The organism is Limnoraphis robusta BA-68 BA1, assembly GCF_034932365.1.
GTDB lineage: Bacteria > Cyanobacteriota > Cyanobacteriia > Cyanobacteriales > Microcoleaceae > Capilliphycus > Capilliphycus robustus.
The window spans coordinates 1-22,782 of the sequence record NZ_JAYGHR010000017.1; the positions used below are offsets into that span (position 1 = coordinate 1).

The 22,782-nt window shown below is 42.3% G+C and carries 24 protein-coding genes and 2 pseudogenes; 18 read left to right on the forward strand and 8 right to left on the reverse strand.

Annotated elements, in window-relative coordinates:
- Positions 1 to 268 (reverse strand): annotated as a pseudogene (locus VB836_RS09005) (RNA-guided endonuclease TnpB family protein); the annotation flags it as partial.
- A 450-nt stretch (positions 269 to 718) separates the two neighbouring features.
- A complete protein-coding gene (locus VB836_RS09010) occupies positions 719 to 1,780 on the reverse strand; it encodes a GUN4 domain-containing protein (protein WP_323219044.1) in 1,062 nt (353 codons plus the stop codon).
- Between the two features lie 218 nt (positions 1,781 to 1,998).
- Between VB836_RS09010 and VB836_RS09015 the strand changes: the two genes are divergently transcribed.
- The 6 genes from VB836_RS09015 to VB836_RS09040 all read left to right on the forward strand — a co-directional run bounded on the left by VB836_RS09015 (position 1,999) and on the right by VB836_RS09040 (position 7,478).
- A complete protein-coding gene (locus VB836_RS09015) occupies positions 1,999 to 2,811 on the forward strand; it encodes a restriction endonuclease (RefSeq protein WP_323219046.1) in 813 nt (270 codons plus the stop codon).
- A 24-nt stretch (positions 2,812 to 2,835) separates the two neighbouring features.
- Positions 2,836 to 3,360, forward strand: coding sequence for a hypothetical protein (locus VB836_RS09020; protein ID WP_323219048.1), 525 nt, complete (start codon positions 2,836 to 2,838; stop codon positions 3,358 to 3,360).
- A gap of 432 nt (positions 3,361 to 3,792) precedes the next feature.
- Positions 3,793 to 6,177: a DUF1565 domain-containing protein gene (locus VB836_RS09025; RefSeq protein WP_323219050.1), complete on the forward strand. Its 2,385-nt coding sequence runs from the start codon at positions 3,793 to 3,795 to the stop codon at positions 6,175 to 6,177.
- Between the two features lie 122 nt (positions 6,178 to 6,299).
- Complete coding sequence (gene psb28 / locus VB836_RS09030; protein ID WP_323219052.1) at positions 6,300 to 6,635, forward strand: photosystem II reaction center protein Psb28; 336 nt, start codon at positions 6,300 to 6,302, stop codon at positions 6,633 to 6,635.
- 87 nt (positions 6,636 to 6,722) lie between these two features.
- The gene (locus VB836_RS09035) at positions 6,723 to 7,229 is read left to right on the forward strand and encodes a MogA/MoaB family molybdenum cofactor biosynthesis protein (protein ID WP_323219054.1); all 507 of its coding nucleotides are present in this window, start codon (positions 6,723 to 6,725) and stop codon (positions 7,227 to 7,229) included.
- 15 nt (positions 7,230 to 7,244) lie between these two features.
- A complete protein-coding gene (locus tag VB836_RS09040) occupies positions 7,245 to 7,478 on the forward strand; it encodes a DUF6737 family protein (protein WP_046279351.1) in 234 nt (77 codons plus the stop codon).
- Here VB836_RS09040 and clpS read toward each other — a convergent pair.
- From clpS to VB836_RS09055, 3 genes are all read right to left on the reverse strand, one after another.
- A complete protein-coding gene (clpS, locus tag VB836_RS09045; protein ID WP_323219055.1) occupies positions 7,475 to 7,768 on the reverse strand; it encodes an ATP-dependent Clp protease adapter ClpS in 294 nt (97 codons plus the stop codon). The genes VB836_RS09040 and clpS overlap by 4 nt on opposite strands.
- Positions 7,769 to 7,986: 218 nt before the next feature.
- Complete coding sequence (locus tag VB836_RS09050) at positions 7,987 to 8,430, reverse strand: hypothetical protein (protein ID WP_323219056.1); 444 nt, start codon at positions 8,428 to 8,430, stop codon at positions 7,987 to 7,989.
- Between the two features lie 174 nt (positions 8,431 to 8,604).
- On the reverse strand, positions 8,605 to 9,510 hold the full coding sequence (locus VB836_RS09055; RefSeq protein ID WP_323219057.1) for a type I restriction endonuclease: 906 nt from the start codon (positions 9,508 to 9,510) through the stop codon (positions 8,605 to 8,607).
- 386 nt (positions 9,511 to 9,896) lie between these two features.
- On the opposite strand from VB836_RS09055, the gene VB836_RS09060 reads away from it, so the two are divergent.
- Complete coding sequence (locus VB836_RS09060; RefSeq protein WP_323219059.1) at positions 9,897 to 11,030, forward strand: substrate-binding domain-containing protein; 1,134 nt, start codon at positions 9,897 to 9,899, stop codon at positions 11,028 to 11,030.
- A gap of 418 nt (positions 11,031 to 11,448) precedes the next feature.
- Here VB836_RS09060 and VB836_RS09065 read toward each other — a convergent pair whose 3' ends face one another.
- Entirely contained in the window at positions 11,449 to 11,748 is a 300-nt protein-coding gene (locus VB836_RS09065; RefSeq protein ID WP_323219060.1) for a hypothetical protein, read from the reverse strand.
- Between the two features lie 123 nt (positions 11,749 to 11,871).
- On the opposite strand from VB836_RS09065, the gene VB836_RS09070 reads away from it, so the two are divergent.
- Together VB836_RS09070 and VB836_RS09075 are read left to right on the forward strand one after the other, a co-directional pair.
- Positions 11,872 to 12,153 carry a hypothetical protein gene (locus VB836_RS09070; protein WP_323219062.1) on the forward strand — a complete coding sequence of 94 codons (282 nt, stop codon included), beginning with the start codon at positions 11,872 to 11,874 and terminating at the stop codon, positions 12,151 to 12,153.
- Positions 12,154 to 12,577: 424 nt separating this feature from the next.
- Positions 12,578 to 12,853, forward strand: coding sequence for a hypothetical protein (locus tag VB836_RS09075; protein ID WP_323219063.1), 276 nt, complete (start codon positions 12,578 to 12,580; stop codon positions 12,851 to 12,853).
- Between the two features lie 74 nt (positions 12,854 to 12,927).
- On the opposite strand, the gene VB836_RS09080 is transcribed toward VB836_RS09075, so the two are convergent.
- Entirely contained in the window at positions 12,928 to 13,239 is a 312-nt protein-coding gene (locus tag VB836_RS09080) for a hypothetical protein (RefSeq protein WP_323219064.1), read from the reverse strand.
- 164 nt (positions 13,240 to 13,403) lie between these two features.
- Between VB836_RS09080 and VB836_RS09085 the strand changes: the two genes are divergently transcribed.
- The 9 genes from VB836_RS09085 (at position 13,404) to VB836_RS09125 (ending at position 21,803) form a co-directional block, all read left to right on the forward strand.
- Entirely contained in the window at positions 13,404 to 13,751 is a 348-nt protein-coding gene (locus tag VB836_RS09085; protein ID WP_323219065.1) for a hypothetical protein, read from the forward strand.
- A 22-nt stretch (positions 13,752 to 13,773) separates the two neighbouring features.
- A complete protein-coding gene (locus tag VB836_RS09090; protein ID WP_323219066.1) occupies positions 13,774 to 13,980 on the forward strand; it encodes a hypothetical protein in 207 nt (68 codons plus the stop codon).
- A 216-nt stretch (positions 13,981 to 14,196) separates the two neighbouring features.
- On the forward strand, positions 14,197 to 14,721 hold the full coding sequence (locus VB836_RS09095; RefSeq protein ID WP_323219068.1) for a hypothetical protein: 525 nt from the start codon (positions 14,197 to 14,199) through the stop codon (positions 14,719 to 14,721).
- 334 nt (positions 14,722 to 15,055) lie between these two features.
- Entirely contained in the window at positions 15,056 to 15,256 is a 201-nt protein-coding gene (locus VB836_RS09100; protein WP_323219070.1) for a hypothetical protein, read from the forward strand.
- Positions 15,257 to 15,259: 3 nt separating this feature from the next.
- Positions 15,260 to 15,901 (forward strand): hypothetical protein, encoded by a 642-nt coding sequence (locus VB836_RS09105; RefSeq protein ID WP_323219072.1) that lies wholly within the window; start codon positions 15,260 to 15,262, stop codon positions 15,899 to 15,901.
- Positions 15,898 to 16,143: a hypothetical protein gene (locus VB836_RS09110; RefSeq protein WP_323219073.1), complete on the forward strand. Its 246-nt coding sequence runs from the start codon at positions 15,898 to 15,900 to the stop codon at positions 16,141 to 16,143. The genes VB836_RS09105 and VB836_RS09110 overlap by 4 nt, the downstream gene beginning before the upstream one ends.
- Before the next feature lie 339 nt (positions 16,144 to 16,482).
- On the forward strand, positions 16,483 to 16,650 hold the full coding sequence (locus VB836_RS09115) for a hypothetical protein (protein ID WP_323219074.1): 168 nt from the start codon (positions 16,483 to 16,485) through the stop codon (positions 16,648 to 16,650).
- A 993-nt stretch (positions 16,651 to 17,643) separates the two neighbouring features.
- Positions 17,644 to 20,574 (forward strand): phage/plasmid primase, P4 family, encoded by a 2,931-nt coding sequence (locus tag VB836_RS09120; RefSeq protein ID WP_323219075.1) that lies wholly within the window; start codon positions 17,644 to 17,646, stop codon positions 20,572 to 20,574.
- Positions 20,571 to 21,803, forward strand: coding sequence for a site-specific integrase (locus tag VB836_RS09125; protein ID WP_323219077.1), 1,233 nt, complete (start codon positions 20,571 to 20,573; stop codon positions 21,801 to 21,803). Before VB836_RS09120 ends, VB836_RS09125 begins: the two co-directional genes overlap by 4 nt.
- Before the next feature lie 410 nt (positions 21,804 to 22,213).
- Here the strand turns inward: VB836_RS09125 and VB836_RS09130 are convergent.
- Positions 22,214 to 22,782: pseudogene (locus VB836_RS09130) on the reverse strand (hypothetical protein); the annotation flags it as partial.

Here is a 22,782-nt window from a genome sequence, read left to right on the forward strand (position 1 = left end):
CACGGCAACGACGATAGAAGCTAGATATTGAATTCCAAGCTCTTTCACCAGAAGCTTGACGTGCCATTGAGTTAAGTTTATTAGCAAAAGGGAATTCTTTTGCCAACTCTTTACAGAGGCGAGAAATACGAGATTTATCTACATCCCGTTCATCTCGCCATAGTCTAACTGCCTTGTTTCTGATGAATTGAGCAGTTCTTATGGCATCATCAAGTCTTGAGTATTGAGACTTGGAACCGTTTAATAACTTAGCTTCTCTAACTAACATGGTATAATTTTACCACACAACTCCCCGAATAACAATATTAATTGTTCGCTATCCATCCCCATGCCTAAAGGCTGGGGCTTTCCGATCAACTTCGGTAATGAATAGTATCTCAGCTTGAGAGTTTCTCCTGAATTATAACTTTAACTCATTAATCCCTCGACTTCTGTTTAGGTTTTTAAAATTAGTCCCCTTTATAAAATTTAACATTTCTGGCTTATCAAAAATTATTCTCATTTATTTCACGAGTTGACAAGGGTTTGCGACTCTGGTATGATTTTAAAAATCGAAAGTGTTGTTCTACGTTATAGGCATTTTACCCCTTCCAAACCCTGATTGTTCCTTTGCGGTTTCTCCCAAATCCGCCTAAAAACGCTCTCCACGACGCACGGGTTTTCGTTACAATCCTTTACAGAAAACAGGGGAAATTTGACAAAAATCATAAGTTGTGCATTATTCCCCAGAATCTAAAGTTATCGCAGAAACCGACAAGCGACAACAGTCTTCAAGTCGCTGAGAAATCGCCTGAATCCATCCACCACCCCAAGCATTCATGATCCCTTCTGTCAGAGCAGGACGCAGGGGTAAATGTCCTTTGGGGGCTGTTGCTAAATCAAAGACAGGTTGAGTTTGGTTCCATCCTACGGTTTGTTCAAAGCGGAGTGAATCCTCATAATTTTTCCCTTGTAAACTGCGCCAAATGTCCGCTTGTATGGTTAAACCAAACCGTCCTTGAGAATATTTTAGCCACAACAAATCAACGGTTTGGATATCCAAACAGGGTAAATTTTTAGTGTCATCTGCGATTAAATAGCCCCGTTGTTTTTGACCTTCCAAATCAAGAATCAAATTAGAAGTTAATCGATTAGCTTCCATCCAATTTTGATTGATTAATGCAGTTTGTAAGGGAGTATAATTAACTCGTTGTTCAGAAAGCAGTGGGAGTTCAACAATATATTCAGTGGGAACCCCGCCCAAATTTAACGCTTGACAAAATAAAGCAGCAACTTCTCCTCGGGTAATATTGCGGTTGGGATTTAGGGTTTTGGGATTGGGATAGTTAACGACTAAATCGGTTAAGGTAGCTTGGGCAACTAAGGGTTTAGCGGGGTTAGGAATCTCGGCTGCATCAATAAAAGATCGGCTTAAAATACACGGGGGTGCGTAGGGTTCTTGATCGATGAATGCGGTTGTTAAAATCAAAATCGCTTGTAATTTAGTGACAAGTTTATCCGGTTTAAAAGTATTATCGGGATAACCGCGAAAAAAGCTTTTTTGAACAGCCGTTTGAATCACTGAGTAAGCCCAATGCTGAGGGGAAAGATCGGAAAAGTTCAGCGTTGGTTGGGTTAACGGGAGATTGGGAAACGCCTTCACCATTAATACTGCAAGTTCGGCGCGAGTTAACCCCTGATTGGGATAAACCCGACCATCAGGGTAGCCTTGAATAATGGATTTTTCAGCTAAGTTGAGAATGCACGACGCACTCCAATGATTTTGCAGATCTGAAAACATCAGAAGTTGAGTGAGTTTAAGGATAGGGAAACAGGAGGAAATCCCATACTAACATTTAGATGAATGGTGTGGGTTTTCTAATTTTAGCAAAGCGAGTGAAGTATTCAACCCCAAGGCTTGATATGATTTGAATAATTGAACAAAGCTGTATTTTTATAAATCGAGTCACCCGTTTTCATATGAAGCGATCGCCATCCTCAGTTCCAACCTTTGACTCAATGCTCTTGCCCACAATTCAAGCTTTGCAAATATTGGGTGGGTCTGGTACAACTGAAGAGATTTATGACAAAGTGGTACAACTTCTCAATTTACCAGATGAGGTGTTAGAAATTTCTCAGGGAAACACATCCCAAAGCAAGGTAGAATACAGACTCGCATGGAGTCGAACCTATCTAAAGAAATATGGACTGTTGCAAAATTCAGCACGCGGTGTATGGTCTTTAGTTTCAACTTCCATTAATCTCAATGAATTGGATGCGAAGGAAATTGTTAAAGCGGTTCGAGATGCTGGCAAAAATAAAGCTATTCCTTTAGATGAGACAGTTGAGGAAATTGAAACCCTAGAAGAACTAACCTGGCATCAACACCTACATCAGATATTACTCTCGCTAGAACCTTCTGCTTTTGAACGTTTAACACAGCGTCTTTTACGCGAATCTGGTTTTATTCAGGTACAGATTACAGGCAAGTCGGGTGATGGCGGAATTGATGGTGTTGGGATTGCTCGGATTAACGGATTTCTAAGTTTTCATGTTCTCTTTCAATGCAAACGTTATCAGGGTTCAGTAACAGCAGGTCAAATTCGAGATTTTCGAGGGGCAATGCAAGGACGGACAGATAAGGGATTATTGATTACAACTGGCACTTTTACTAGAGATGCCGTTAAAGAAGCGACGAGAGATGGCGCACCACCTATTGATTTAATCGACGGTGAACAGTTAGTTCAGCGATTAAAAGAGTTAGGTCTGGGTGTTAAAATAACAATGATTGAATCTGTGGAAGTGGATACAGATTGGTTCATTAAAATTTGAAGCGTGAGTGATTTTAGAGACAGTATGCAAGAAAAAGAACGGCAATGGTTAAGATTACCCGTCGTTTCTGCTAGTTCGGAGTATCTGGTTATGGGGTATTTAATGAGGCGTAACATCTTGGCATATAAAGCACCACCAAACAATGAGGGATATGACCTAATCTGTATTCATCCCGATCCTCGCCATCAGCCAAAAAATACTGAACTGTCACAAGCTAGGGTTCAGGTCAAAAGTCGATATGCGACAGATTGTGATCGAGGTTTTCCTGTGAAAGATAAAACCCTTGATTCGTTTGATTTTCTAGTCGTTGTATTTCTCAATATTGGTAAGTTTTATGGTAAACATAATGGTTCGGAGGGAAGCAGCGAAGTAGAATTATATACATTGCCCAATGAGTTCATTCGAGAACATCATCATGCCAGTTCATCATGGCAAAAAGTTAGGTTGCGGGGATTAGAAACAGAAATTGAGCAGTACAAAGATGAACAGGGATTTGAGTTAATTGCAAAGTCTCTAGGTATTTCAAAGCCTCTTAAAGAGAGAGGTTAGGAAATTGTAGAACCTCATTGCAGTTCTAATATTGAAAGTAAGTATTTTGAAGTTGATGCAAGTGAAATTAGGGTTTGCGATCGCCTAAAAACCCATCACCCAGATGCTCAAATTCGGATTATCCACTTGGGGGAAGAGCAAAGCGATCGCAATAATTACTAGAATTGTTAATGTAGGCTTTGAACTGATGTCTGTATTTTCATTATGACTGAGTGACTAGAATCTGCGATCGCGTTTACTAAAAACCCGACCTGCCAGTAAACAAGATGCGTTGGCGTAGCGTCCCAGAGGGAATCGCCTCAATGATTCTAGAAGAATTTGAAGACCTCTTAAAAAGATTGAAGAGAATCCTGATTTTCTCCAGAACAGCGTTTAGCAGGGGTGTAACAGATTTTTAGAATAAGCGCAGATGGTTTGGTAGCCAGCATAGCTATGACAATGATATATGTCAACCCAGCTCTGGGTCATGATCAGGGTGAGGGCAGTCAATCAGCGCCTTTGAAGACCCTGACAAAAGCCCTATCTCAAGCAAAAGCCGGTACAACAGTACAACTTGAGGTGGGAACGTACAACGCTGCTACAGGTGAGATTTTTCCCTTAAAGATTCCCCCTGGAGTCATCGTTGTAGGGAACGAATCGGGGAAAGGAAGCGGAATTTTGATTGATGGTAGTGGTCACTATCTCAGTCCGAGTGCAGGCTTGCAAAATATAACGCTATTGCTGGAAAATGATGCTCAATTGCGGGGCGTTACGATTAGCAATAGCCAAATGCAGGGAACAGGCGTTTGGTTGGAGTCTGCAACGGTAACGATCGCTGATTGTACTCTGACTCACAGCAAACGGCAAGGGATTTACGCCACAGGTTCGGGAAGTCCGCAGATTGTCAATAATCTGTTCATCGACAACGAAGGTTATGGCTTGTCGATAGAAGGACGTGTCACCGGACTGGTACGGGGAAATATCTTTCAAAATACCGGATATGGGATTTCTGTCAAAGAGGATGCAGCCCCGCAAGTGACGGATAACGCTGTCTTTGAAAATCGCACAGGTGTGTTGATTTCTGGTGATGCACGACCTGTTCTGCGTCGCAACACCATCGAACATAACAGTAGTGATGGGATTGTGATCACTCAAAATTCTACACCGGACTTGGGGAGTCCTCAACATCCGGGGAGTAATACCTTCCGCAAAAATGGCGGATTTGATGTACAAAATACCAGCCTAGTAGCGATCGCTTCGTTTGGCAATGATGTCAACGGAAATCGCATCGAGGGAAATGTTAATGTTGTCGTTCAGAATTTTACCACAGCTTCAGTTATGACTCTTTACGTTAATTCAACCACAGGAAATGATTCAAATTCCGGAACTCAGTCGAGTCCGTTTAAAACGATTACAAAAGCCCTCAAACAAGCTCAAGCCGGAACGGTTGTGAAAGTTGCACCAGGAACTTATACTGCTTCTAATGGCGAAATATTTCCTTTATTAGTTCCTTCTGGTGTAACGTTATTAGGGAATGAACCGGGAAAAGGTAAGGATACTCAAATTACTGGAAGTGGTAGCTTTACCAGTCCCAGCGCCGCCTCTCAAAATATGACGGTTCGGATGGAAAATAATTCTGTCCTGCGAGGATTTAGTATCACAAATGATCAAATTCGCGGAACAGGAACTTGGATAGAATCAGTTTATTGTACGGTTGCGAATTGCACGTTTGTTAATTCCAAGCGGGAAGGGATATTTATTACCGGAACGGCAATTCCTGAAATTCTCGATAGTGTATTTTCTAAAAATGCTGGGAATGGAATTGCTTTAGCGGGAAATGCCAAGGGAGAGATTCGCGGTAATAAGTTTCAAGATACTGGATATGCGCTTGCCGTACAAGCCCAAGCGGCGCCGTTAATTGTGAGTAATGAGATTTCGGGAAATCGCACGGGATTAGTTCTTTCGGGAAGTTGTAAACCTGTTTTACGAAAAAATATCATTGAAAAGAACCTACAAGACGGGTTAACAGTGATTGCAGATTCGCTTCCCGATTTAGGTAATAGTCAAGATCCGGGTGGGAACGTTTTCCGCGATAATGGTAAGTATGATGTGCAGAATGCGGGTAAGTTTAAGCTGATCTCGGTCGGAAACGATATTAACCCGACTCGCACGAAAGGAGAGATTGATTATGCCAATAATGATGCTCCGACTCCCACGCCAACTCCGACTCCCACACCAACTCCGACTCCCACACCCACTCCAGACGGTAGCTTAAAAGATATTAGCACTCATTGGGCGAAAGCGTTTATTGAGGGGTTAGTCAATTTAAGGATTATTAGTGGTTATCCGGATGGTACGTTTCGACCCAATAATAGTTTAACTCGTGCTGAACACGCGGCATTATTAGCTAAGGCGTTTGAACTCACTCCCATTCGCCCCGGAACGAGTTTTAAAGATGTGGCGGCGGATTTTTGGGCGAAAGCGGTGATTGAGAAAGCTAACCGCGCTGGGTTTCTGGCAGGCTTCCCTGATGAAACGTTTCGCCCGAACCAAAATTTAACCCGCGCCCAAGCAATTGTGTCGTTAATCAATGGCTTGAAGCTGACAGGCGGAACGTCTAGCTCTCTACTAGCTTACAGCGATCGCGCCCAAATTCCCAGTTTTGCAACGGATGCGGTGGCGACAGCAACGGAAAAGCGCATCGTGGTGAATTATCCGCGTCGGGATTTATTGTCTCCCCAACGGGATATTACTCGTGGAGAGGTTGCAGCGATTTTATATCAAACGTTAGTCGCCCTCAACCGCGCCCAACCGATTGATTCTCAGTATATTGTCTAAGGTTGGGAAAAGTTTCGAGAAATTTATCTTCAATTTCTGTGGGCATCTAGCTTGAGATGCCCAAACCGTTTTATGATGGAGGGTGGAAATTTAACAATTGTTTAAAATCTGTTGGTGAAATTATGGCTACAATTCAGTTTGCACGGGGAATTGATGAAAAGGCAATTCCAGATGTTCGCTTAACTCGTTCTCGCGATAATAGTCAGGGAACGGCGACTTTTTATTTTAACGATCCCGACGCCCTCTCCAATGAATTTCCTGAAGAAATCACGGGGATGTATTTAATTGATGAGGAAGGGGAATTATTAACCCGCGAGGTGAAGGCGAAGTTTGTCAACGGGAAACCGGAAACTATCGAAGCGTTTTACTTAATGAACTCTGAGGAAGAGTGGGATCGGTTTATGCGGTTTATGGAACGCTATGCTGAGGCGAATGGGTTAGAATTTAGCAAGTCTTGATTTTGCTGTTAGAGAAGTCGGGAAAGGTCTTCATTTCCCGTTTCACCTGATATCAAACAATAACATCATCCAGTCGGAAACCTGACGATGAACCCACCCCTTCCTCATCCCGATGCTTCTGATGTTCCCGTTAATTGTGCGGTGATTACGGTGAGTGATACTCGGACTCCTGAAACTGATAAAAGTGGTCAGTTGATTCAATCTTTACTGAAAAAAGCGGGATATCAGATTCAAGACTATCTGATTCTTCCGGATGAACCCCAGGAAATTCGCTCGAAAGTTTTAGGCTTCTGTCAACGTCGTGATCTCGATGCGTTGATGATTAATGGCGGAACTGGAATTGCACCGAGAGATACGACTTATGATGCTTTAGAAAGGATTTTTGAGAAAATCTTGCCGGGATTTGGTGAAATTTTTCGCAGTTTGAGTTATGCTGAAATTGGATCACGGGCGATCGCTTCTCGGGCAGTCGCAGGGATTTGTCAGGGAACGTTGGTGTTTTCGCTTCCGGGTTCAACGAATGCGGTAAAATTAGCGATGGAAAAGTTGATTCTTCCTGAACTCACTCATCTCGTTACCCAGTTAAAAGCTTGAGTTGAAAAGATAGCTATGTCAACAGAAGACTCTCAACCGATTAATCCCTGGAATTATAAGCCTTGGTGGTGTCAACCTTGGTCGATTTTATTAACAGGAATTTCTATAATTGCGGGAAGTTGGTTCTTCAGTCAAACCGTTTGGTTAACTGTTATTATTGCAATTCCGATTTTAGTTTGGATGGGATATTTTTTGTTAGTCTGGCCGAAATTAATGATTGAAAGCGGGATACTCGACTCGAAACGTTAAGCTTTTTCTAGAGGTGCCATCGTTAACCCTTCACGAGTAAGTTGAGTATGATAAAGTTCAGCTTGTTCCAGGGGGCCTACCCAAACCGTTGCTTGACCTTCAAAATGAACTTGATTGGTGAGTTTCCAAGCCTGATCACTGGTCATTCCGGGAATATACTTCATCAAACAGTTAGAAACGTGCTGAAAGGTGTTAAAATCGTCGTTCAGAACAATGACCTTATAGTTGGGATAAGGCTGACGGGTAACTTGACTGGAACGACTGGGGGCGACAGTTGGAGAAGAGGTCATGTCAGTTACCAGAACAAGGGTTAACGACTCTACAAATTGAGCAACAATCCAAAAACTGAATTCAACTGAAAGCGAACAGTTAGGGTAAACTGCTCGACTTGCAAGCTATTAGTTTAATACTATAGCACAAAAAAGGCGGGAATTGCAAGATTGCAAGATTGCAAGAGGGAAAAGTGTAGGGGCGGGTTCATTACAGTTTACAGTTTATCAGTTATCAGTTACCAGTTTTTACAGATAGTGCGGTTTCCAAAGGTGGGATCAAGTTCGGGTAAACTATACACAACCCGATAGCCATCGGCAGCTTCTACAACTAAATATAATGCCATATTTTCGCCTCGTAATTCATCACCAAGAGGCACTTCTGCTTGTCGTAAAACTTCAATTAAAGGTACACCTTCGTAGACAGCAGGTGTTCCGCGATCGCTCGTTTCAATAGTCAGACGAGGAAGTTGTGCCAAATCTGCTGCACTAAAGCCTTCGGTTTGAGGAATTTCACCACTGATAAAAAAGAGCGTTTCAACAGCTAAAGTAAAGTCAAATTCTTGAGTGGTTGTATTGCCAAATTCATCACTTGCAAATAAACGCAACGTATACAAACCATCAGGTAGGGTTTCACCTGGACTAGAACTGCTAATATTTAAAGCATTCACTAAAAATTCCATGATTCTCTCCTCACACAAAAAATAGGGGGTTAACGGGCAAGTTGATAGCTATGCTGTTCAAATACATATTTAGCCTGACTACCGAATCAAACACTAGAAACGAATAAAATAAAGGTGACGGCACTAACTAAATTAATTAAAAACTCTCTCCTTATCATCTTTTTTTATTTTCTCTTAAAGCTTTTTGATTTGGGTTCGTTTCAATAATATTTTAGATTTTACGGGAATTAAAAGTCGTTTTTTTCGTTGAGGTTTTCTCAATAATTTTGATGTTTTTATCAGATTTTCTTCCGAAAAGCGATTTGAAAACTGATGATTCTCAATCAGTTGAGTCAAAGTTTCTCGTCCGAGAGGTTTTGCTTGAATTGATGCTTTCAATATATGCAGAAAATAGCGTTTATCAAAATAGTCTTGAATAAATCCTACTCTGGTATTTTTCCAATCGAATAAGCTTTGTTCTTTTTCTGCGTTAGACCAAACTTGAAATTGCTCCAGAGATTGATTTATCTGACCAAATATAACCTGATCTCCTTGAAATATAATCATAATTTTAGCATAGTAAAATAGTTTGTTTATCTTCTCTTTGTAAATTAAAATATTTTTATAAAAACTCCCAATTGCCCTTGTATTTAAGCATCGACAGACCTCAATGACAACGAGTGGTAAACCATTGATGAAAATAACGATTTCCGGTGAATAATACCAATTATCCGCAGTCACACTAAACTGATGAACAGCTAACCAATCATTATTCAAGGGATGAGTATAATCAATCACTTTAACCTTTGTAAAAACAAATTTACCGTTAAAATAGTAAGACACATCTATGCCTTGAGTTAGATATTTTTGCAGAGTTTCAGTCTGGCTGTTAATCTGATTTTTACAATCATAAAAATATAATTTTTTTATAGCTTTTTGCAGGGCGAGTTCAGAGACATGAGGATTAATTTTTCTAAGAGATTGAGCAAGGCGATCGCGCAAAATAACCTCGCTTTCAGTTTCACGCTCTGTTAATATTCTGAATGAACTTTCTCGCTCTAATAAAACCGTATAACCTAGAACTTCAAACCAAAGTAGCATAATTTTTATCTCGAAAATTTTGTTGAATTTAGACAATGTTTGTAAGAGTTTTGGGAATAAAACTGGAATTAAATCTGCAATAAAAAAAGAACTGGCTGCCAAGATTTGACCAAACGGCACTCAGAACCTGCTCAACAGCCAGTGGACTCTTCATTCCGCTACTTATCACCAATTTCTAGAATCAAGACTTCAAGCACGAAGTTTTCGTGGGATTTGTCCTGATATCTAGGAGGCATCTGACATTATGCAAGTATTTAAGCACAGTGTAAAAAATACTTGCGTATTGAAAGATACAATTTTTTTTGCGGGAACTGTCACGATACCAGTAGACTAATTGAAAGTTTGTGAGAGGGTTTGAGTTTCGGCTGGATTTGAGCAGAAGGAAAATGAAGCAGGACAACGACCTACAAAATCGCCTTAAACAAATCCGTACCCGCTTGGGTTTGAGTCAACAAGATTTAGCCAAAGTAGTGGGGGTTTCTCGCCAAACCATTAGCGGTGTGGAGTCTGGACAATATGCCCCTTCTGCGACGATTGCGTTGCGGTTAGCCAAGGCTTTGGGGTGTCAGGTGGAAGATTTATTCTGGTTGGAAGAAGACTGTCTGCGAGTCGAAGCAACCCCCGCCCAGGCTATTCCCCTAGAGCAGGATGTTCGCTTCACCTTGGCGCGAGTTGGGGGAAAGTTGATGGCTTATCCGTTGTTGGGTGAGGATGCCTTTCGTACCGAGATGATTCCCGCCGATGGCGAGGGTTGGGGACAAACTGAAAACGCTCCGGTACAGGTAAAACTGTGGACTCCCCCGGAAACGATTAATCAAACGGTAGCGGTGGCGGGTTGTACTCCGGTGTTGTCTTTGTGGGCGCGAGTGGCAGAATATTGGTATCCTAACTTGCGGGTGTATTGGAGTTTTGCCAATAGTATGGATGCTCTAGAACGGTTGTGTCGCGGTGAAGTTCATATCGCTGGAATGCACCTTTACAGCCCGGAAACCGATTCTTATAATGTTAGTTTTGTTCGAGAAGCGGTGATCAATCAAAGGGCGGTATTGATTAATTTAGGGGTTTGGGAAGAAGGGTTACTAATCGCGCCCGGTAATCCGAAAAAATTGAGAACGGTTGCTGATTTGGCTGACTCTAATATTACTATCGTTAATCGAGAAATCGGTTCAGGAAGTCGTCAATTATTAGAATATTTATTACAAAAAGCTGAAATTCCATTTATTGCGGTTCAAGGATTTAATTCTGTTGTGAATAATCATGTTGCTGTTGCTAGAGCGGTGGTGAGTGGAAATGCAGATGTTGGTGTCAGTACCCAAGCCGTTGCTAGTGCTTTTGGACTCAGTTTTATTCCTCTGCATAAATCACGATATGATTTAGTTGTTCTCAAAGAGTATTTAGCTGAAACTCCAGTTCAACAACTTTTGAATACGCTCGGACATCCGCGTTTACATTCCCAACTAACCGCCCTGGGAGGTTATGATACTTCGCAAACGGGGGAAGTTGTCGCGACGATTGAGTAATCATCAACTTCTTCTTCTCTCCTTACTTTGTCCTATAACAACTGTACGGAGAAGGTTTTGACAACTCTCTGCCATTGATTGTCCTTCACGTTTCACCAACGGGTTCACCAAAACACAGTTTTAACCATCTCTGTGAGGGCTTTTTTTGTGGTGTCCAGGCCCAGAGAGTTAACCCTTGATTTCACCATCAACATTAAAAGAGGTAAGTAAATATACTCTCTAGTAACTCTCTTCAATTATTTGTTTTTTTCTTTCCCGTTTAAATAAAGTAGAACCCGCACACCCAGCACAAGCTATATACAGAAGGAGTTTTAAACCCGCACACAATCCGCACATCTCTTTGTTTGCCATCCCGCACACAGTAAAAACACCCCTCAACAGAAGGGTGCTTAACCTCTATGCTTAACTTTTAATTTTTCTACTGTCTCAGTTCTACTGCCTCTCTAACGGACTGCTCTGTTGCCTCATCATTCAGAAAGGAGATAGGTAGGGACTGAATCAGTCGGTAACTTGGGACTGAAAAATAACCTGTTGCTGATTGTCTGAGTTGACCGGATGAGAGAAAACTTCCATCTACCAGTTCCCTCAACAGTCTCTTAGTTGAACTGGCAGACTCACCCCGGTTGAGAACGTCCTTTAGAAGGAATGGGCGATCGCCAAACTTTTTCTGAATCATCACCAACAATCCGAAGGCGGCGTAACTTAAATCTTTCAACATGGCCAATGATGTTTTAATCCAGTCTATCTGCTAGTAGGGTGTAGACACCTGTTAACAGATAGTATTGACACTGTAGACACCTACCGTATACACTGTATACAGGTAGTGTAGACAGGTGTATACATGGCAAGTGAAATGATTAGCTTTAGACTCTCAAACAGTGACTTGGACTGGCTTAGAGAGCAATGTCATCCCGGTGAAAGTCTCAATCTTGCAGCTAAGAGATTGTTACTGTCCATCAGTCAAGGTGTAGACACCCCTGTTAACAGAACTGTAGACACTGTATACACCTCTGTTAACAGTGTAGACACCCCTAATATAAGAGAGGAATTAGAACAGCTACAAACTAGACTGGATGAACGTTTTGAGGAGTTAGAGCAACGCATGGGAAAGCTGAACGCCTGAGTGAAGAACTGGAAACACTCAGGCAATCTGTTAACAGTGGTGTAGACAGGTGTATACAGGTAGGAGTAGACAGTGTTAACAGTAGTGTAGACAGGTGTATACAGTTGGAAAATTGGTTAGCCAACACAGTCCCAAAACTGAAAAGGGAGAGGGGGTACACGGCCAACTCAGCAGGCAGGTTGATCAGGTCTATTGAACGGTTGGCTGATAGTTAAAGTGATTAATTGCTAATACAATTTCCTCAAACAAAGGAATTTGTGAACCTGTGAAACCATTGATTCGCATAGTTTTGAGATGCTTAAACCCTATTTTGGCAACCTGTGAAAACAAAAACCCCTAACCATGACGGCTAGGGGTGAATGTTGTTTTACATCTATCAATGTACGGTGATATGATAAAGCAACCTTTCAGCGTACATTGATTTATGGCTAATCCTAATCCCAACACCAAAGGACTGCAAAAGGCTATGTGGCAGAACCGTCCAACGGTTGCTATTCGAGTCCCTGAGAAGCTCAAGGAAGATATTATAGCTTTTGCCAGGCATCTAGATATGGGATATTTTGCCTGGAACTCGGATGATTGCAAAAGGATTGTCAGAGAGAATGTACGTCTTAGAACTGAACTAGAAGAAGCAAGGCTTGAGGTTGAGCAGTTGCGATCGCAAATAGCCCAAAGTAAAACCCCTAACCATGACGGCTAGGGGCAAGCATCACACCTTATTGGGGAAAGCAATTGGAAAGAACTGTTCTCAGGTTAACAGGTGTGCGATCGCGTTTACCCTTTGTTTATTTCCTGGATGTCTAACTCGTTACCGTCTGGGAATGTTATTTCATTGTTGTCTATACGTTCCGCAGTTCCTCTTAAAATTTGAAACCACATCTCATCAGAACTGATACCCCTCTTCTTGGCGAGATAAGCAACACGTTCTCTTATGATGGGTTCCCTCTGCATGAGTTTAGAACAGAGCAAGCTACTGGCTTGAGTGCTTCTTGCCCTTTGATTTATCCACGCATCAATATTAAGGAGATCTAAGTAATATTCTCCTATGGCTGCTATCAATAGACGTTCATCTTTCCTTATAGTCATAACTTAGCCGTTAATGTATCACTTAGTCCCTATATTGACTCAATATTAGGGTTTATTGTGTATCAGATTGTAACAATTCAGTCACTCGTCAGTCATATTCACACATTAATCATGCAAGGTGTGTCATAGTGATACTCGTAGCGTGAACGATGTACAGATGAATCATGGATGCCAGTTACCTAAAAGCCACAAAACGTTTGTCAGACGTCCTTCCTGAGTCTATTTGGTGGTTATCAAACAAAGACCTTGAGAACCTTCTGGCTATCTCTGAATCAACTCGCAGACGAGATACAGCACTACTTAGAGCATTAAAATTATTGCCTGAAAGCTGGAAAAAGCGACGCGGGTATGATCGTCCAAAAGCAGAAGTTTTGTGGGAGTTTAGGCAACTTCAAACCATGACAGACCGTGATAGCGCTGTTGAAAATATCCCTAAGTTAATGAGGTTATTGACTGATGAATCAGAAAGACAAGGAGAGGATATCCTCTCAGAACTCAAACGAGCCAGTTAGCCAGAAATCTTCTAGCAATGGCTTGGAGATCTTCCAGCCTTTCATTGACCAAACATCCGATAAAGTCAGTGACGCCGTTGCCCAACAAATTGTCATTCTAACCGTAGAGAAAACATTCAACAAACTTGGTAACTTCATTCCCGACACCGAACATATTTGGAAAGCCTATGAGGGGAAGTTTCAACAGCTTTCAGGTTCACCGGAACCGAAAGCCATAGCAGGCAATTAGAGCAATTAATGAGATTAGGATAATGAATCAAATTAGACGATTCAACCGAACACAACCCCGATACTGTAAAGGAATCCTAGAGCATTTTTTCTTAGAATTAGTCGTCAGTCTCATCACAGGATTTCTACTCGTTCAAGTCAACTTCCCAGAAGCAATCCCGTCCCTGTCGGTAGGTGGTCAGACCGTCAAATCAACCCTAGTAAACGAGGTTAAATAATGTCAGCAATTACATGGTTAAGCGGTGGTTCTCAAGGCGGTACAGTTGCCCCAATCAAAGGCGAACACAACCTGCAAGAAACCGACATTTTTCGTCAATCCTTACCTGATGCCGTCACTCCTAATAACTGCCCAACAGGAGTGTGGGACGTGTACCGGAAACTGCCAGCCCACAATCAAACCAAAGCCTTCAAACCCGAAGACGTGCAGTTCTTAGAACAGTCCCTAGATGAAGTCAAAGAAGAAAAACGAGCCACCCGCAAAGTAGCCCGACTGCATGAGAAAATCCTCAATGAAACCGCACAGGTTAACCGTTGGAATCAGTATATGTTCCGCAATGAAAACCAGTTTGAGCTACGGGTTCAAGGCTACAAAAAAACAACCGCCAAAAGCCTGCAACGTACCCGCCCAAAATATGCAGCGTTAGGAGCCGGTTATCAACAAAGCGTTGATTGGGCTGACCAAGCTATTGCCTCAGTAGAGTCTATGCTCAGTCAACCCGCTTATCAGACCGTAAACGTCTAGGCTTTTGCTCAACGCCCCAATCTGAACCGATTGGGGCATTACTCAGACATTCATCATTCCATGATAGGACTTTACCGCATCAACTCACTAGCACTTCTTGCCCTTAGTACATCTGGCATCTTAGGTCTGGGTAGTTTACTCAATCATCAAGCCAGAAACTTCACCCTATTCACTTGTCTTGTTGCCGTGTTCATCTTTGGGTGCTGGATAGGCGGAATCATCAGTCAGAGAGAAAGCTTAAATGACAAGTTTTTCCTCACACTGCTACTACCACTCAGTACCCTATTCTGTCTATTGGTTGGTGGTTTACTGCAATATATTTCAGGGTTTTAGAATGAGTGAAAATAATCCGTGTCAAATGAAGTATAACAAGTGGTATCTGAAAAACAGACCTGATTTTTCAGATGAGACCGAACGATTCAAGCATTATCTAGGGGCTTGTGCTGAGGGATTAGATGAAGACTCAAAAACAATGAAAGCAGTAGAAGGAATTGTGAAGGTTCATATTTCTCAAATAGAGATAGAAGAGAAGTAAATAATGGACATTCTTAACCCAAAACCCGACTCAATACACGTCCGCAGTTTGTATAACGTCCTGCACAATGTAGCAATCAGTATCATTCCCGTTGCCACAGTTATTGTCATTGCAACCCCGTTCTTTACCCCCAATCCCAAACAGAATCACTGGCATCAAACATTCCGATGGTCAAGCCTTACTTTTGGGTTTTGTGCGTCTGTTATTGGGTTAAAATGCGCTGACAGACTGCAACACCTTAAGCCTAAAATAGACTCTCTCAACGAACAAGAGAAACGCGAGTTTACCTTTGATGCCAGTTCACACTTAAAACTGGCTCAACTGCGTAACCTCGGTATCGTTCAAATGATGATGGGAGAAGTCAACCAAGCTAAGTTACAAGCCGAAGCAGTCCTCAACCCGGAACTGCTAGAACCCTCAGACGATAGCGGTTACACAGCCCGGAACTCTGGAGTTACAGGCGGAACTGACTCTGTAACCGATGACGAAGTTGATGAGGTTTTGGATGCCATTAAAGACGGCGTTAGTGAGTCTAAAATCATCAAGGATATGATGGGATTCAAAGGCCGTCAGTATTCACAAGGCAAGAAGGTTCTAGAGCAACTCAAGAAAGACCATGCTGACTATTTGGAGGTTGAACAATGAAAACGCCCGTAAGGCTCAAGATTTATAGATACAAACACGATGTAAATTCTAGATTTGTAAATTTAGAACTTCACTTTCAATTCACCATTGACTTTGATTATTGGCCAGGGGTTTACTGGTTTCAGTTGATGGTCAGAGATTGTAAAGACGATTGGTGGGAAGAAAAATGGCTGCTTAAAAAGTTTTGGCGTTCAATCACACCAGAGTATCAACGAGAAGAAGATGACCCCATACCCTTCTAATCAACAACAATTCTGGGACTGGGTAGAAAACAATATTGCAGATGCTCATGGATTCCGAAAAAGAACTCGCACTAGATCACCTACTGGATGCAATATGTTTCGCCACTGACTTCTGTATAGAGCCTCTTTATAGAGTGTTTGAGATTGGTCAGCCTGTACTGTACCTTGACATCACAAATAAAACTCTGATTGATGGAATTGTTGAAGGCTACCACATCTCAGCCAGTGCTAACCGCTTTGATATTTTCTATGAGGTTAGGCTTGGCGATCAGATAGCCAAAATTCACCCTAACCTCTTGATTCCCTCTGATAAAGCTTACCAATATCATCAAGACAACCATGACAACCAAAATCCGACTGACTGCAACTGCACAAGAGATTGAGAACTGGAAAGCCTTCTTTGACCTGTTAGCCCGTGCTAACGTTATCAATCTGCTAGAAGTTCCGATAGCTACAGCAACAGGGGAGAAAGCCAATATCAACGGGTTTATTTTGAGGCTGAACTGAAGATTGACGTCACCTCGGTTGAATCCCCAGATTTGCGATCGCTTTTGGGTGACTCAGAACCCCGCTAAAATTGTGGGTTTTTCCGCAGGAACGATTATAGCCCTTCCGCTAAAAACTGTACAAACTTACAAAAGCCCGTGAGAGGGTGAGAGTCTCGCTAGAAAGGTGAACCTTCCTGGTAAAAACTGCACAAAACTGCTCAAGCTCCAATCTGCTGTAGCACAACACCTGACTTTGAACATTCTCAAAAATTATCAACTCTCCCGCGAGAAAGGTTTAACCTCTGTGGTAAAAATTCCACAAAACCGCAAGCTCATCTCAAAACCTGTAGTACAGAGGTGATTTGTAGTACCCCTGAGAGATGGTAAGAGACTCGCTAGATAGGTGACACCTATCTGGTAAAAACTGCACAAAACTGAACACGTCTTAAGAGGCGTAACACAGAATCACAACATTCACTACTAACTAGATTGACATCGCCGCTCAAATCCAATAAAAATAGTACAGAACTTACAACAGGTAATACGCTGCTTTTGTTTATTCCGTGAGGGCAAATTAACTCATATAGGTCTGCACCAGAAAGAGTGATTTCTATAAGGAGATTACTCGCAGACAAATGAGGCGGGGGGAACGTAGTTCATTCCCTAGTTGGCGGAGGTCAGAGACTTAAAGACTTCAATCCCGTGCCTTGCCTGTTGTTCTGTAAAGCAAAAACCCATTGCTCTGTACGCGGGATTGGGAGCGATGGGTCAATTGCTTTACGCAAATGAATAATAACTCAGAATCATTCCGAAGTAAAGACTTTTCTAAAAATCACTGCCAGTACAGGCAGAGACTAGACCAACTGCTGAAGTCACCGTTGACGGGCTGGGATAGAATCTTCATCCATGACTTAGACCGTCAGTGGAAAGTCTGCAACAGAGACGGCAAAGTATTCAAGCTGTCTGCTAAACAATCTGTAAACTTACAACGCATAGAAAAGGAGGTATGCTAATGGTTGCCTCCTTTACAAGGCGTTTAGAGGTCAATCAATTAGCTGAACTCAATCCCAAACATTACCGGGAATTAGTTCAGAAACGAGGCTTAAACCCCGACTGGGTAGCCGTCAACTGCAAGAGTATTGATACCAGAACAGCTACAGAGCATCTGGGATACAAAGCCTACTCAGATGGAATTTTGCTCAGTGGGAATGGTTATCAAGAACAGTTCAAACCTGATGATGCTTGGGCCTCTCAGGACGGTAAAAAACCCAAGTACCGCAGTTGCAAGGATGAAGACGGGTACGACGCCATGTTACCCGCTCATCCCGACAAAAAACGCTTCTGGGATGACTTAGAAGCGTTAAAGGATGAATGCTATCAAATTGATGGCTATCCTTGTCTAGTGGTCACAGAAGGCTTTTTTAAAGCAATATCCTTGACCTCTCATGGAGTCCCGACTATTTGCCTACTGGGTGTAGAGATGGGACTCACATCAGCCAAAAGTGACCCCCAAGGCAAGCGATATCTAGTTGATACTTTAGAGCGCTTTGCAAGAGCAGGGTTTGGATTTATCATAGCGTTTGATGCCGATTGTGCTAGGAAAAAAGGCGTAATTGACGCACAAATCAAACTCGCTGATCAACTCTCCCTGTTTGGCGTTCCCGTCTACAGCATCACCGGAATGTGGGAGGAAGCTGAGGGGAAAGGGATTGATGATTATATCCAAATGAATGGCTTTGATGACTTCCAAAACAAAGTATTAAGAAACACTGAGACGATTGAGCAGTGGAAAGAGAAGCATCTTGGTAGTTTAGAAAGACAACTTTCTAAAGACAGTAAAACCCCGACTCAAGTAAGTATTGCTAGAGAGATTGCAGAAGAGTATGAGAACAAATTAGCCTTCAATTGTGAAGCCAAAATATGGATGAGATATGAAGCTCAAGATAAAGGCGTTTGGAGTCCTGAAGATGACCTCTATATTGAGTCAATTATCTCTCAACTCTTGACCGGAAAAGGAGTTAAATTCAGAACTCATACCTACGTTAAACAGGTAGTAGAAGCCCTAAGAGTTGACCCAAGGATTATCAAAAGGAAATGGACAGAACGCAGTCCTGACGAGGTTTTACCCCATCATAACGGAGTGTTGGAAATTACTACAGGGAAGTTTGTTGAGCATTCCCCGCTCAATTATTTGACCTGGACGCTTCCCCGTGAATATAACCCATTAGCCCAAAATTGGAGCAAGATTAATGCTTGGTTGGATGAGGCTTCACAAGGAAGTCCAGTCATTAAAAACCTGCTTATCTGCTTTGCCAACGCCGTTTTAAAAGGACGCTCTGACATACAGAAAATGCTGCACCTGACAGGTTTGGGCGGAAGTGGAAAGACAACCTACAGCAATTTAGTTACCGACATTGTTGGAGAGAATAACATCCTTGACGAAGGGGTTGAGCAGTTTTGTACTAACCGTTTCACACCGATTAGGGCTTATCAAAAACGGTTAGTTTTGTTCTCAGATGAACAAGGCCTCCCCAAAAACATCAGCAATATTATGAAGCTGGTAGGGGGAAACAACCTCACTGGTGAACAGAAGGGTAAACCCGGTTTTCAGTTTAGGTTTACCGGGATGGCAATGCTCGTGTCAGAGCATCCAATCGCACAAGGGGTTAAAGGCAATGGTTGGAAACGTCGGATAATCCCTGTTCCGATGAATGCCAAAGTTGCAGATAGAGACAGACGCGACCTCAGAGCAGAATTCAAACCAGAGCTAGCCGCATTCACAAATTATCTTCTGAGCTTGGATGATGATTTTGTGACTCAGACCTTAAGGGGAGTTGGCGATATCCCAGAATGTCAACTTCAGTCCTGGCAATCTCAAATAGTATGCTTGCCTCTCGCCGCTTGGCTCAATGACTGTGTGATTAGCGATGCCTCTGCTACGACTCCCGTTGGTGATGGAGAAAAAACAGGAACCCTGTACCATTCTTTCAAGGAATATTGTCAGAGATCGGGTTTACAACCTCTGTCTAACAGCAGATTCTCTCCAGAATTATTAGAAATCTGTCAGTCTGTATTGGGATTGAATGTACAGAGAATCAGAACAAGAGCAGGACTCTCTGTCTCAGGGCCAGTAACCTGTATTTCTGGTATCCGACTGAGAATAGATGGGCTAGATGATGCAATTCTTACCCATGAACAAGACCTTACCAAGTCTGTGCGGGTTCAGAAAAAACAGTCTGTGAGCAATTTAGGGCTACCTGAAACGCCGACTACAGAAGGCCGTGCGGGGTGTGCGGGGTTAAATCAACATTTACCTAATTCAACTCCCACAGAAAAAAAATTACCTGACTCACCCCTCCCTGAGAAACCGATTGTAGAAGTTAGTCAGTCCATCCAATCCGAACCGCAACCCAAACCCGCGATCGCAAAATACACCCTTGACCAGAAGAAGAAATGGCTCAAGAAAATTGTTAAAGAGGATCTAAATAAGGATGTCAAGTCGATTGTTTGGCTTGAGCATCCCAGTTATACAGGCGAAGCGACTCTTCTCGGACGGTCTTACCTTGATGATGTGCCTTGGAAAGTCAAACACCCGAATGGGGAATTGAACGTTAAGCCCGAGAATATTGAGATTTTTGAGGCGCTCTGTGGGGATATTCAACCCATACCTGATAAACCAAAACATACACAGCCTGAACTACTCCTTGAACCTCAAACTGAAACACCTGTACAACGGGTTAAGCGGTTAGCTAAACAGCAAAAAATCAAACTGACTCCTAATGATCCAAACTTCAAGCAAATCCTAAGCATATTTAAGAAGTCAGAATTTCAAGAGTTGACTGATGAGGAGTTAACAAGAATAGCTGACACGTGGCAAGAACAAATTGAGAGTGCCAAGCGAGAACTAGAAAAAAGAGACATCACTAGACATCTAGAAAAATGACCCGACGTAAACCGAATAACAAAGCCTGTCAGTCTCTCCGAGAGGTTGACAGCCAGATTAACAGTGCTATTTTGCAGTCAAATGAACGTCTTAAAGCACTCGGAAGTAAGCTAACAATTCAGCGCAGAAAAAACCGACTGTATCTAAGGGGAACGTTACCCTGTAAACCTGGAGAAACAACCCCAGAAGGAACAAAGCGTTATGAGATTTCTATAGCGCCTGCTGACTTAGAAGGGGTGAGGATTGCAGAGACTAAAGCATTAGAAATCACAACTCAGTTAAAGCTAAATACATTTGATTGGGAGATGTACGGAGTTAAGCCTAAAACCAAACCTCAACACCGAACAATGGGTGAGATTAAGGCTGACTTTGAGGAGAACTACTGGCGCGATCGGCCTCAGACTCGCAAGAAGCTAAGTACATTCAAGACTTCTTATCAGGCTTACTTTAAGAGAATGCCCGACTCAGACTGCTTTACGGATAAAAACATTGAAACTTGGATAAGGTCAACCTCGCCTGACAGCTACACCAGAGCCAATTTAATCAGGGTAATCAAAGCGTTAGCCAAACAAGAGGGAATTGAAGTGAAGCCATATATTTGTAGACCTGTAGCCGTCCCTAGAATTTTGCCAACTGATACAGAGATAGAGATGACGTTTGACCTGTTGCCGGATGATATTGGTTGGACGTTTGGGATGATCGCCACCTACGGTCTGAGAACTCAAGAAATTTTCATTGGGATTGAGAAGCACCTTGATTTTTTTACCAGTCCCGATAATGAGCTTCACAAATTCAGAGTAGAAGAGGATAACAAGACTGGAGAGCGACTGGTTTATCCTCTATATCCTCACTGGGTTGAACGGTTTGATTTGTTGAATCCTAAGCCGTTCCCCTGCAATGCCAGGAACTATGAGAACAAAGTCAACAAGCTAGGAAAAAAACTGATCGCCTACGGGTTCAAAAATGAGGCTTACAGTCTCAGACATCGCTACGCCATCAGAGCGCATGAGCTAGGTGTCGCAATTGATGATGTAGCCAGATGGATGGGTCATTCTGTTCAAGAACACGTTAACAGCTATCAGAGATACATGGACGCCTCTACCAGCGACAAGATTTATAGAAAAGTCATCAACCATGAACAGGAGTTAAACGAGCTAGCCAAGCTGCGACTTGAAAATCAGTTTCTCAAAGACCGAGTAGCTGAACTAGAGGCACGGCTTGGAAGGTGAACGGTTCACCACATAGTTCACCAACTTTTAGAACGCTTTTTACTCAATCTCCTTTGTTGTAAGGATTTCATTCACTGTGAAATATAGAGAAGATTGAGTAATCATCAATCAGAGCAAAAATAGAGCTAATTCTGCTATGATTACACCCAAGCTATTGATTGACTCTAATATAAAGTTAATCTGTCCGCCGCGTCAAGGCGATCGCCATACTTGCAATCAATACCAGTTCCTTTGATAATTCTACCGCTAAAATTAATCAGCCGGGAGCGGGTTTACAACTTACCAAGAAAAACAGGTTTAAAGCCCCGTCGTTTACGACGGATTATTTACGAGCGCTCACGGCTATACCAAACTGGCGGGAGATTTTTTTAGATCTAGGGGTGCAAAGTTTGCACCCTAAACTAAACAATCTAATGGGAGAAAGTGTTATGACGCCATCTTCCTAAATGAGATTCTGCAATGGTTGCTAGACGTCTTAAGTCGCTCATTTCTTGTCGCAAATTGTTGATGGTTTTTTCCTGTTCTTCTATTTTTTGTTTTAACGCTCCATAACTTTCTGATGAGTCCGTTAACCCAACATTTGTATTCAACTGATGAGAAATAGGCTGGGGTTGCTGATGAATTTGAACTGGACTCGGAGAATGTTCTAAGGAAACTCCAGAATTCAGTTGTTTTGTTACCGAAGCAATACTATTAGCGAGTTGAGTTTCAAGTTCGGGTATACGAGCGAGTTGATGTTCTAAGTCAGCCATTGAGACGTTTTGATGTTCTAATTGATGTCTTAACTCAGAAACAGTGACTTCTTGTTGTTGTAACTGTTGTTCTAACTGTTTTTGCACCTGTTGATAATCTTCAGTTGAAACCATTTCGCCTAACTGTGTTTCTAACAGTTGAACTGTTTCTAGTTGTTGTTCTAACTGTTTTTGTAACTGTTGATAATCTTCAGTTGAAACCATTTCTCCTAACTGAGTTTCTAACA

Bases quoted from the DNA above. Each gene is read 5' to 3' on its own strand.
- VB836_RS09010 (WP_323219044.1), bottom strand. From the start codon at position 1,780: ATGTTTTCAGATCTGCAAAATCATTGGAGTGCGTCGTGCATTCTCAAC.
- VB836_RS09015 (WP_323219046.1), top strand. From the start codon at position 1,999: ATGCTCTTGCCCACAATTCAAGCTTTGCAAATATTGGGTGGGTCTGGT.
- VB836_RS09020 (WP_323219048.1), top strand. From the start codon at position 2,836: ATGCAAGAAAAAGAACGGCAATGGTTAAGATTACCCGTCGTTTCTGCT.
- VB836_RS09025 (WP_323219050.1), top strand. From the start codon at position 3,793: ATGACAATGATATATGTCAACCCAGCTCTGGGTCATGATCAGGGTGAG.
- psb28 (WP_323219052.1), top strand. From the start codon at position 6,300: ATGGCTACAATTCAGTTTGCACGGGGAATTGATGAAAAGGCAATTCCA.
- VB836_RS09035 (WP_323219054.1), top strand. From the start codon at position 6,723: ATGAACCCACCCCTTCCTCATCCCGATGCTTCTGATGTTCCCGTTAAT.
- VB836_RS09040 (WP_046279351.1), top strand. From the start codon at position 7,245: ATGTCAACAGAAGACTCTCAACCGATTAATCCCTGGAATTATAAGCCT.
- clpS (WP_323219055.1), bottom strand. From the start codon at position 7,768: ATGACCTCTTCTCCAACTGTCGCCCCCAGTCGTTCCAGTCAAGTTACC.
- VB836_RS09050 (WP_323219056.1), bottom strand. From the start codon at position 8,430: ATGGAATTTTTAGTGAATGCTTTAAATATTAGCAGTTCTAGTCCAGGT.
- VB836_RS09055 (WP_323219057.1), bottom strand. From the start codon at position 9,510: ATGCTACTTTGGTTTGAAGTTCTAGGTTATACGGTTTTATTAGAGCGA.
- VB836_RS09060 (WP_323219059.1), top strand. From the start codon at position 9,897: ATGAAGCAGGACAACGACCTACAAAATCGCCTTAAACAAATCCGTACC.
- VB836_RS09065 (WP_323219060.1), bottom strand. From the start codon at position 11,748: ATGTTGAAAGATTTAAGTTACGCCGCCTTCGGATTGTTGGTGATGATT.
- VB836_RS09070 (WP_323219062.1), top strand. From the start codon at position 11,872: ATGGCAAGTGAAATGATTAGCTTTAGACTCTCAAACAGTGACTTGGAC.
- VB836_RS09075 (WP_323219063.1), top strand. From the start codon at position 12,578: ATGGCTAATCCTAATCCCAACACCAAAGGACTGCAAAAGGCTATGTGG.
- VB836_RS09080 (WP_323219064.1), bottom strand. From the start codon at position 13,239: ATGACTATAAGGAAAGATGAACGTCTATTGATAGCAGCCATAGGAGAA.
- VB836_RS09085 (WP_323219065.1), top strand. From the start codon at position 13,404: ATGGATGCCAGTTACCTAAAAGCCACAAAACGTTTGTCAGACGTCCTT.
- VB836_RS09095 (WP_323219068.1), top strand. From the start codon at position 14,197: ATGTCAGCAATTACATGGTTAAGCGGTGGTTCTCAAGGCGGTACAGTT.
- VB836_RS09100 (WP_323219070.1), top strand. From the start codon at position 15,056: ATGAGTGAAAATAATCCGTGTCAAATGAAGTATAACAAGTGGTATCTG.
- VB836_RS09105 (WP_323219072.1), top strand. From the start codon at position 15,260: ATGGACATTCTTAACCCAAAACCCGACTCAATACACGTCCGCAGTTTG.
- VB836_RS09110 (WP_323219073.1), top strand. From the start codon at position 15,898: ATGAAAACGCCCGTAAGGCTCAAGATTTATAGATACAAACACGATGTA.
- VB836_RS09115 (WP_323219074.1), top strand. From the start codon at position 16,483: ATGACAACCAAAATCCGACTGACTGCAACTGCACAAGAGATTGAGAAC.
- VB836_RS09120 (WP_323219075.1), top strand. From the start codon at position 17,644: ATGGTTGCCTCCTTTACAAGGCGTTTAGAGGTCAATCAATTAGCTGAA.
- VB836_RS09125 (WP_323219077.1), top strand. From the start codon at position 20,571: ATGACCCGACGTAAACCGAATAACAAAGCCTGTCAGTCTCTCCGAGAG.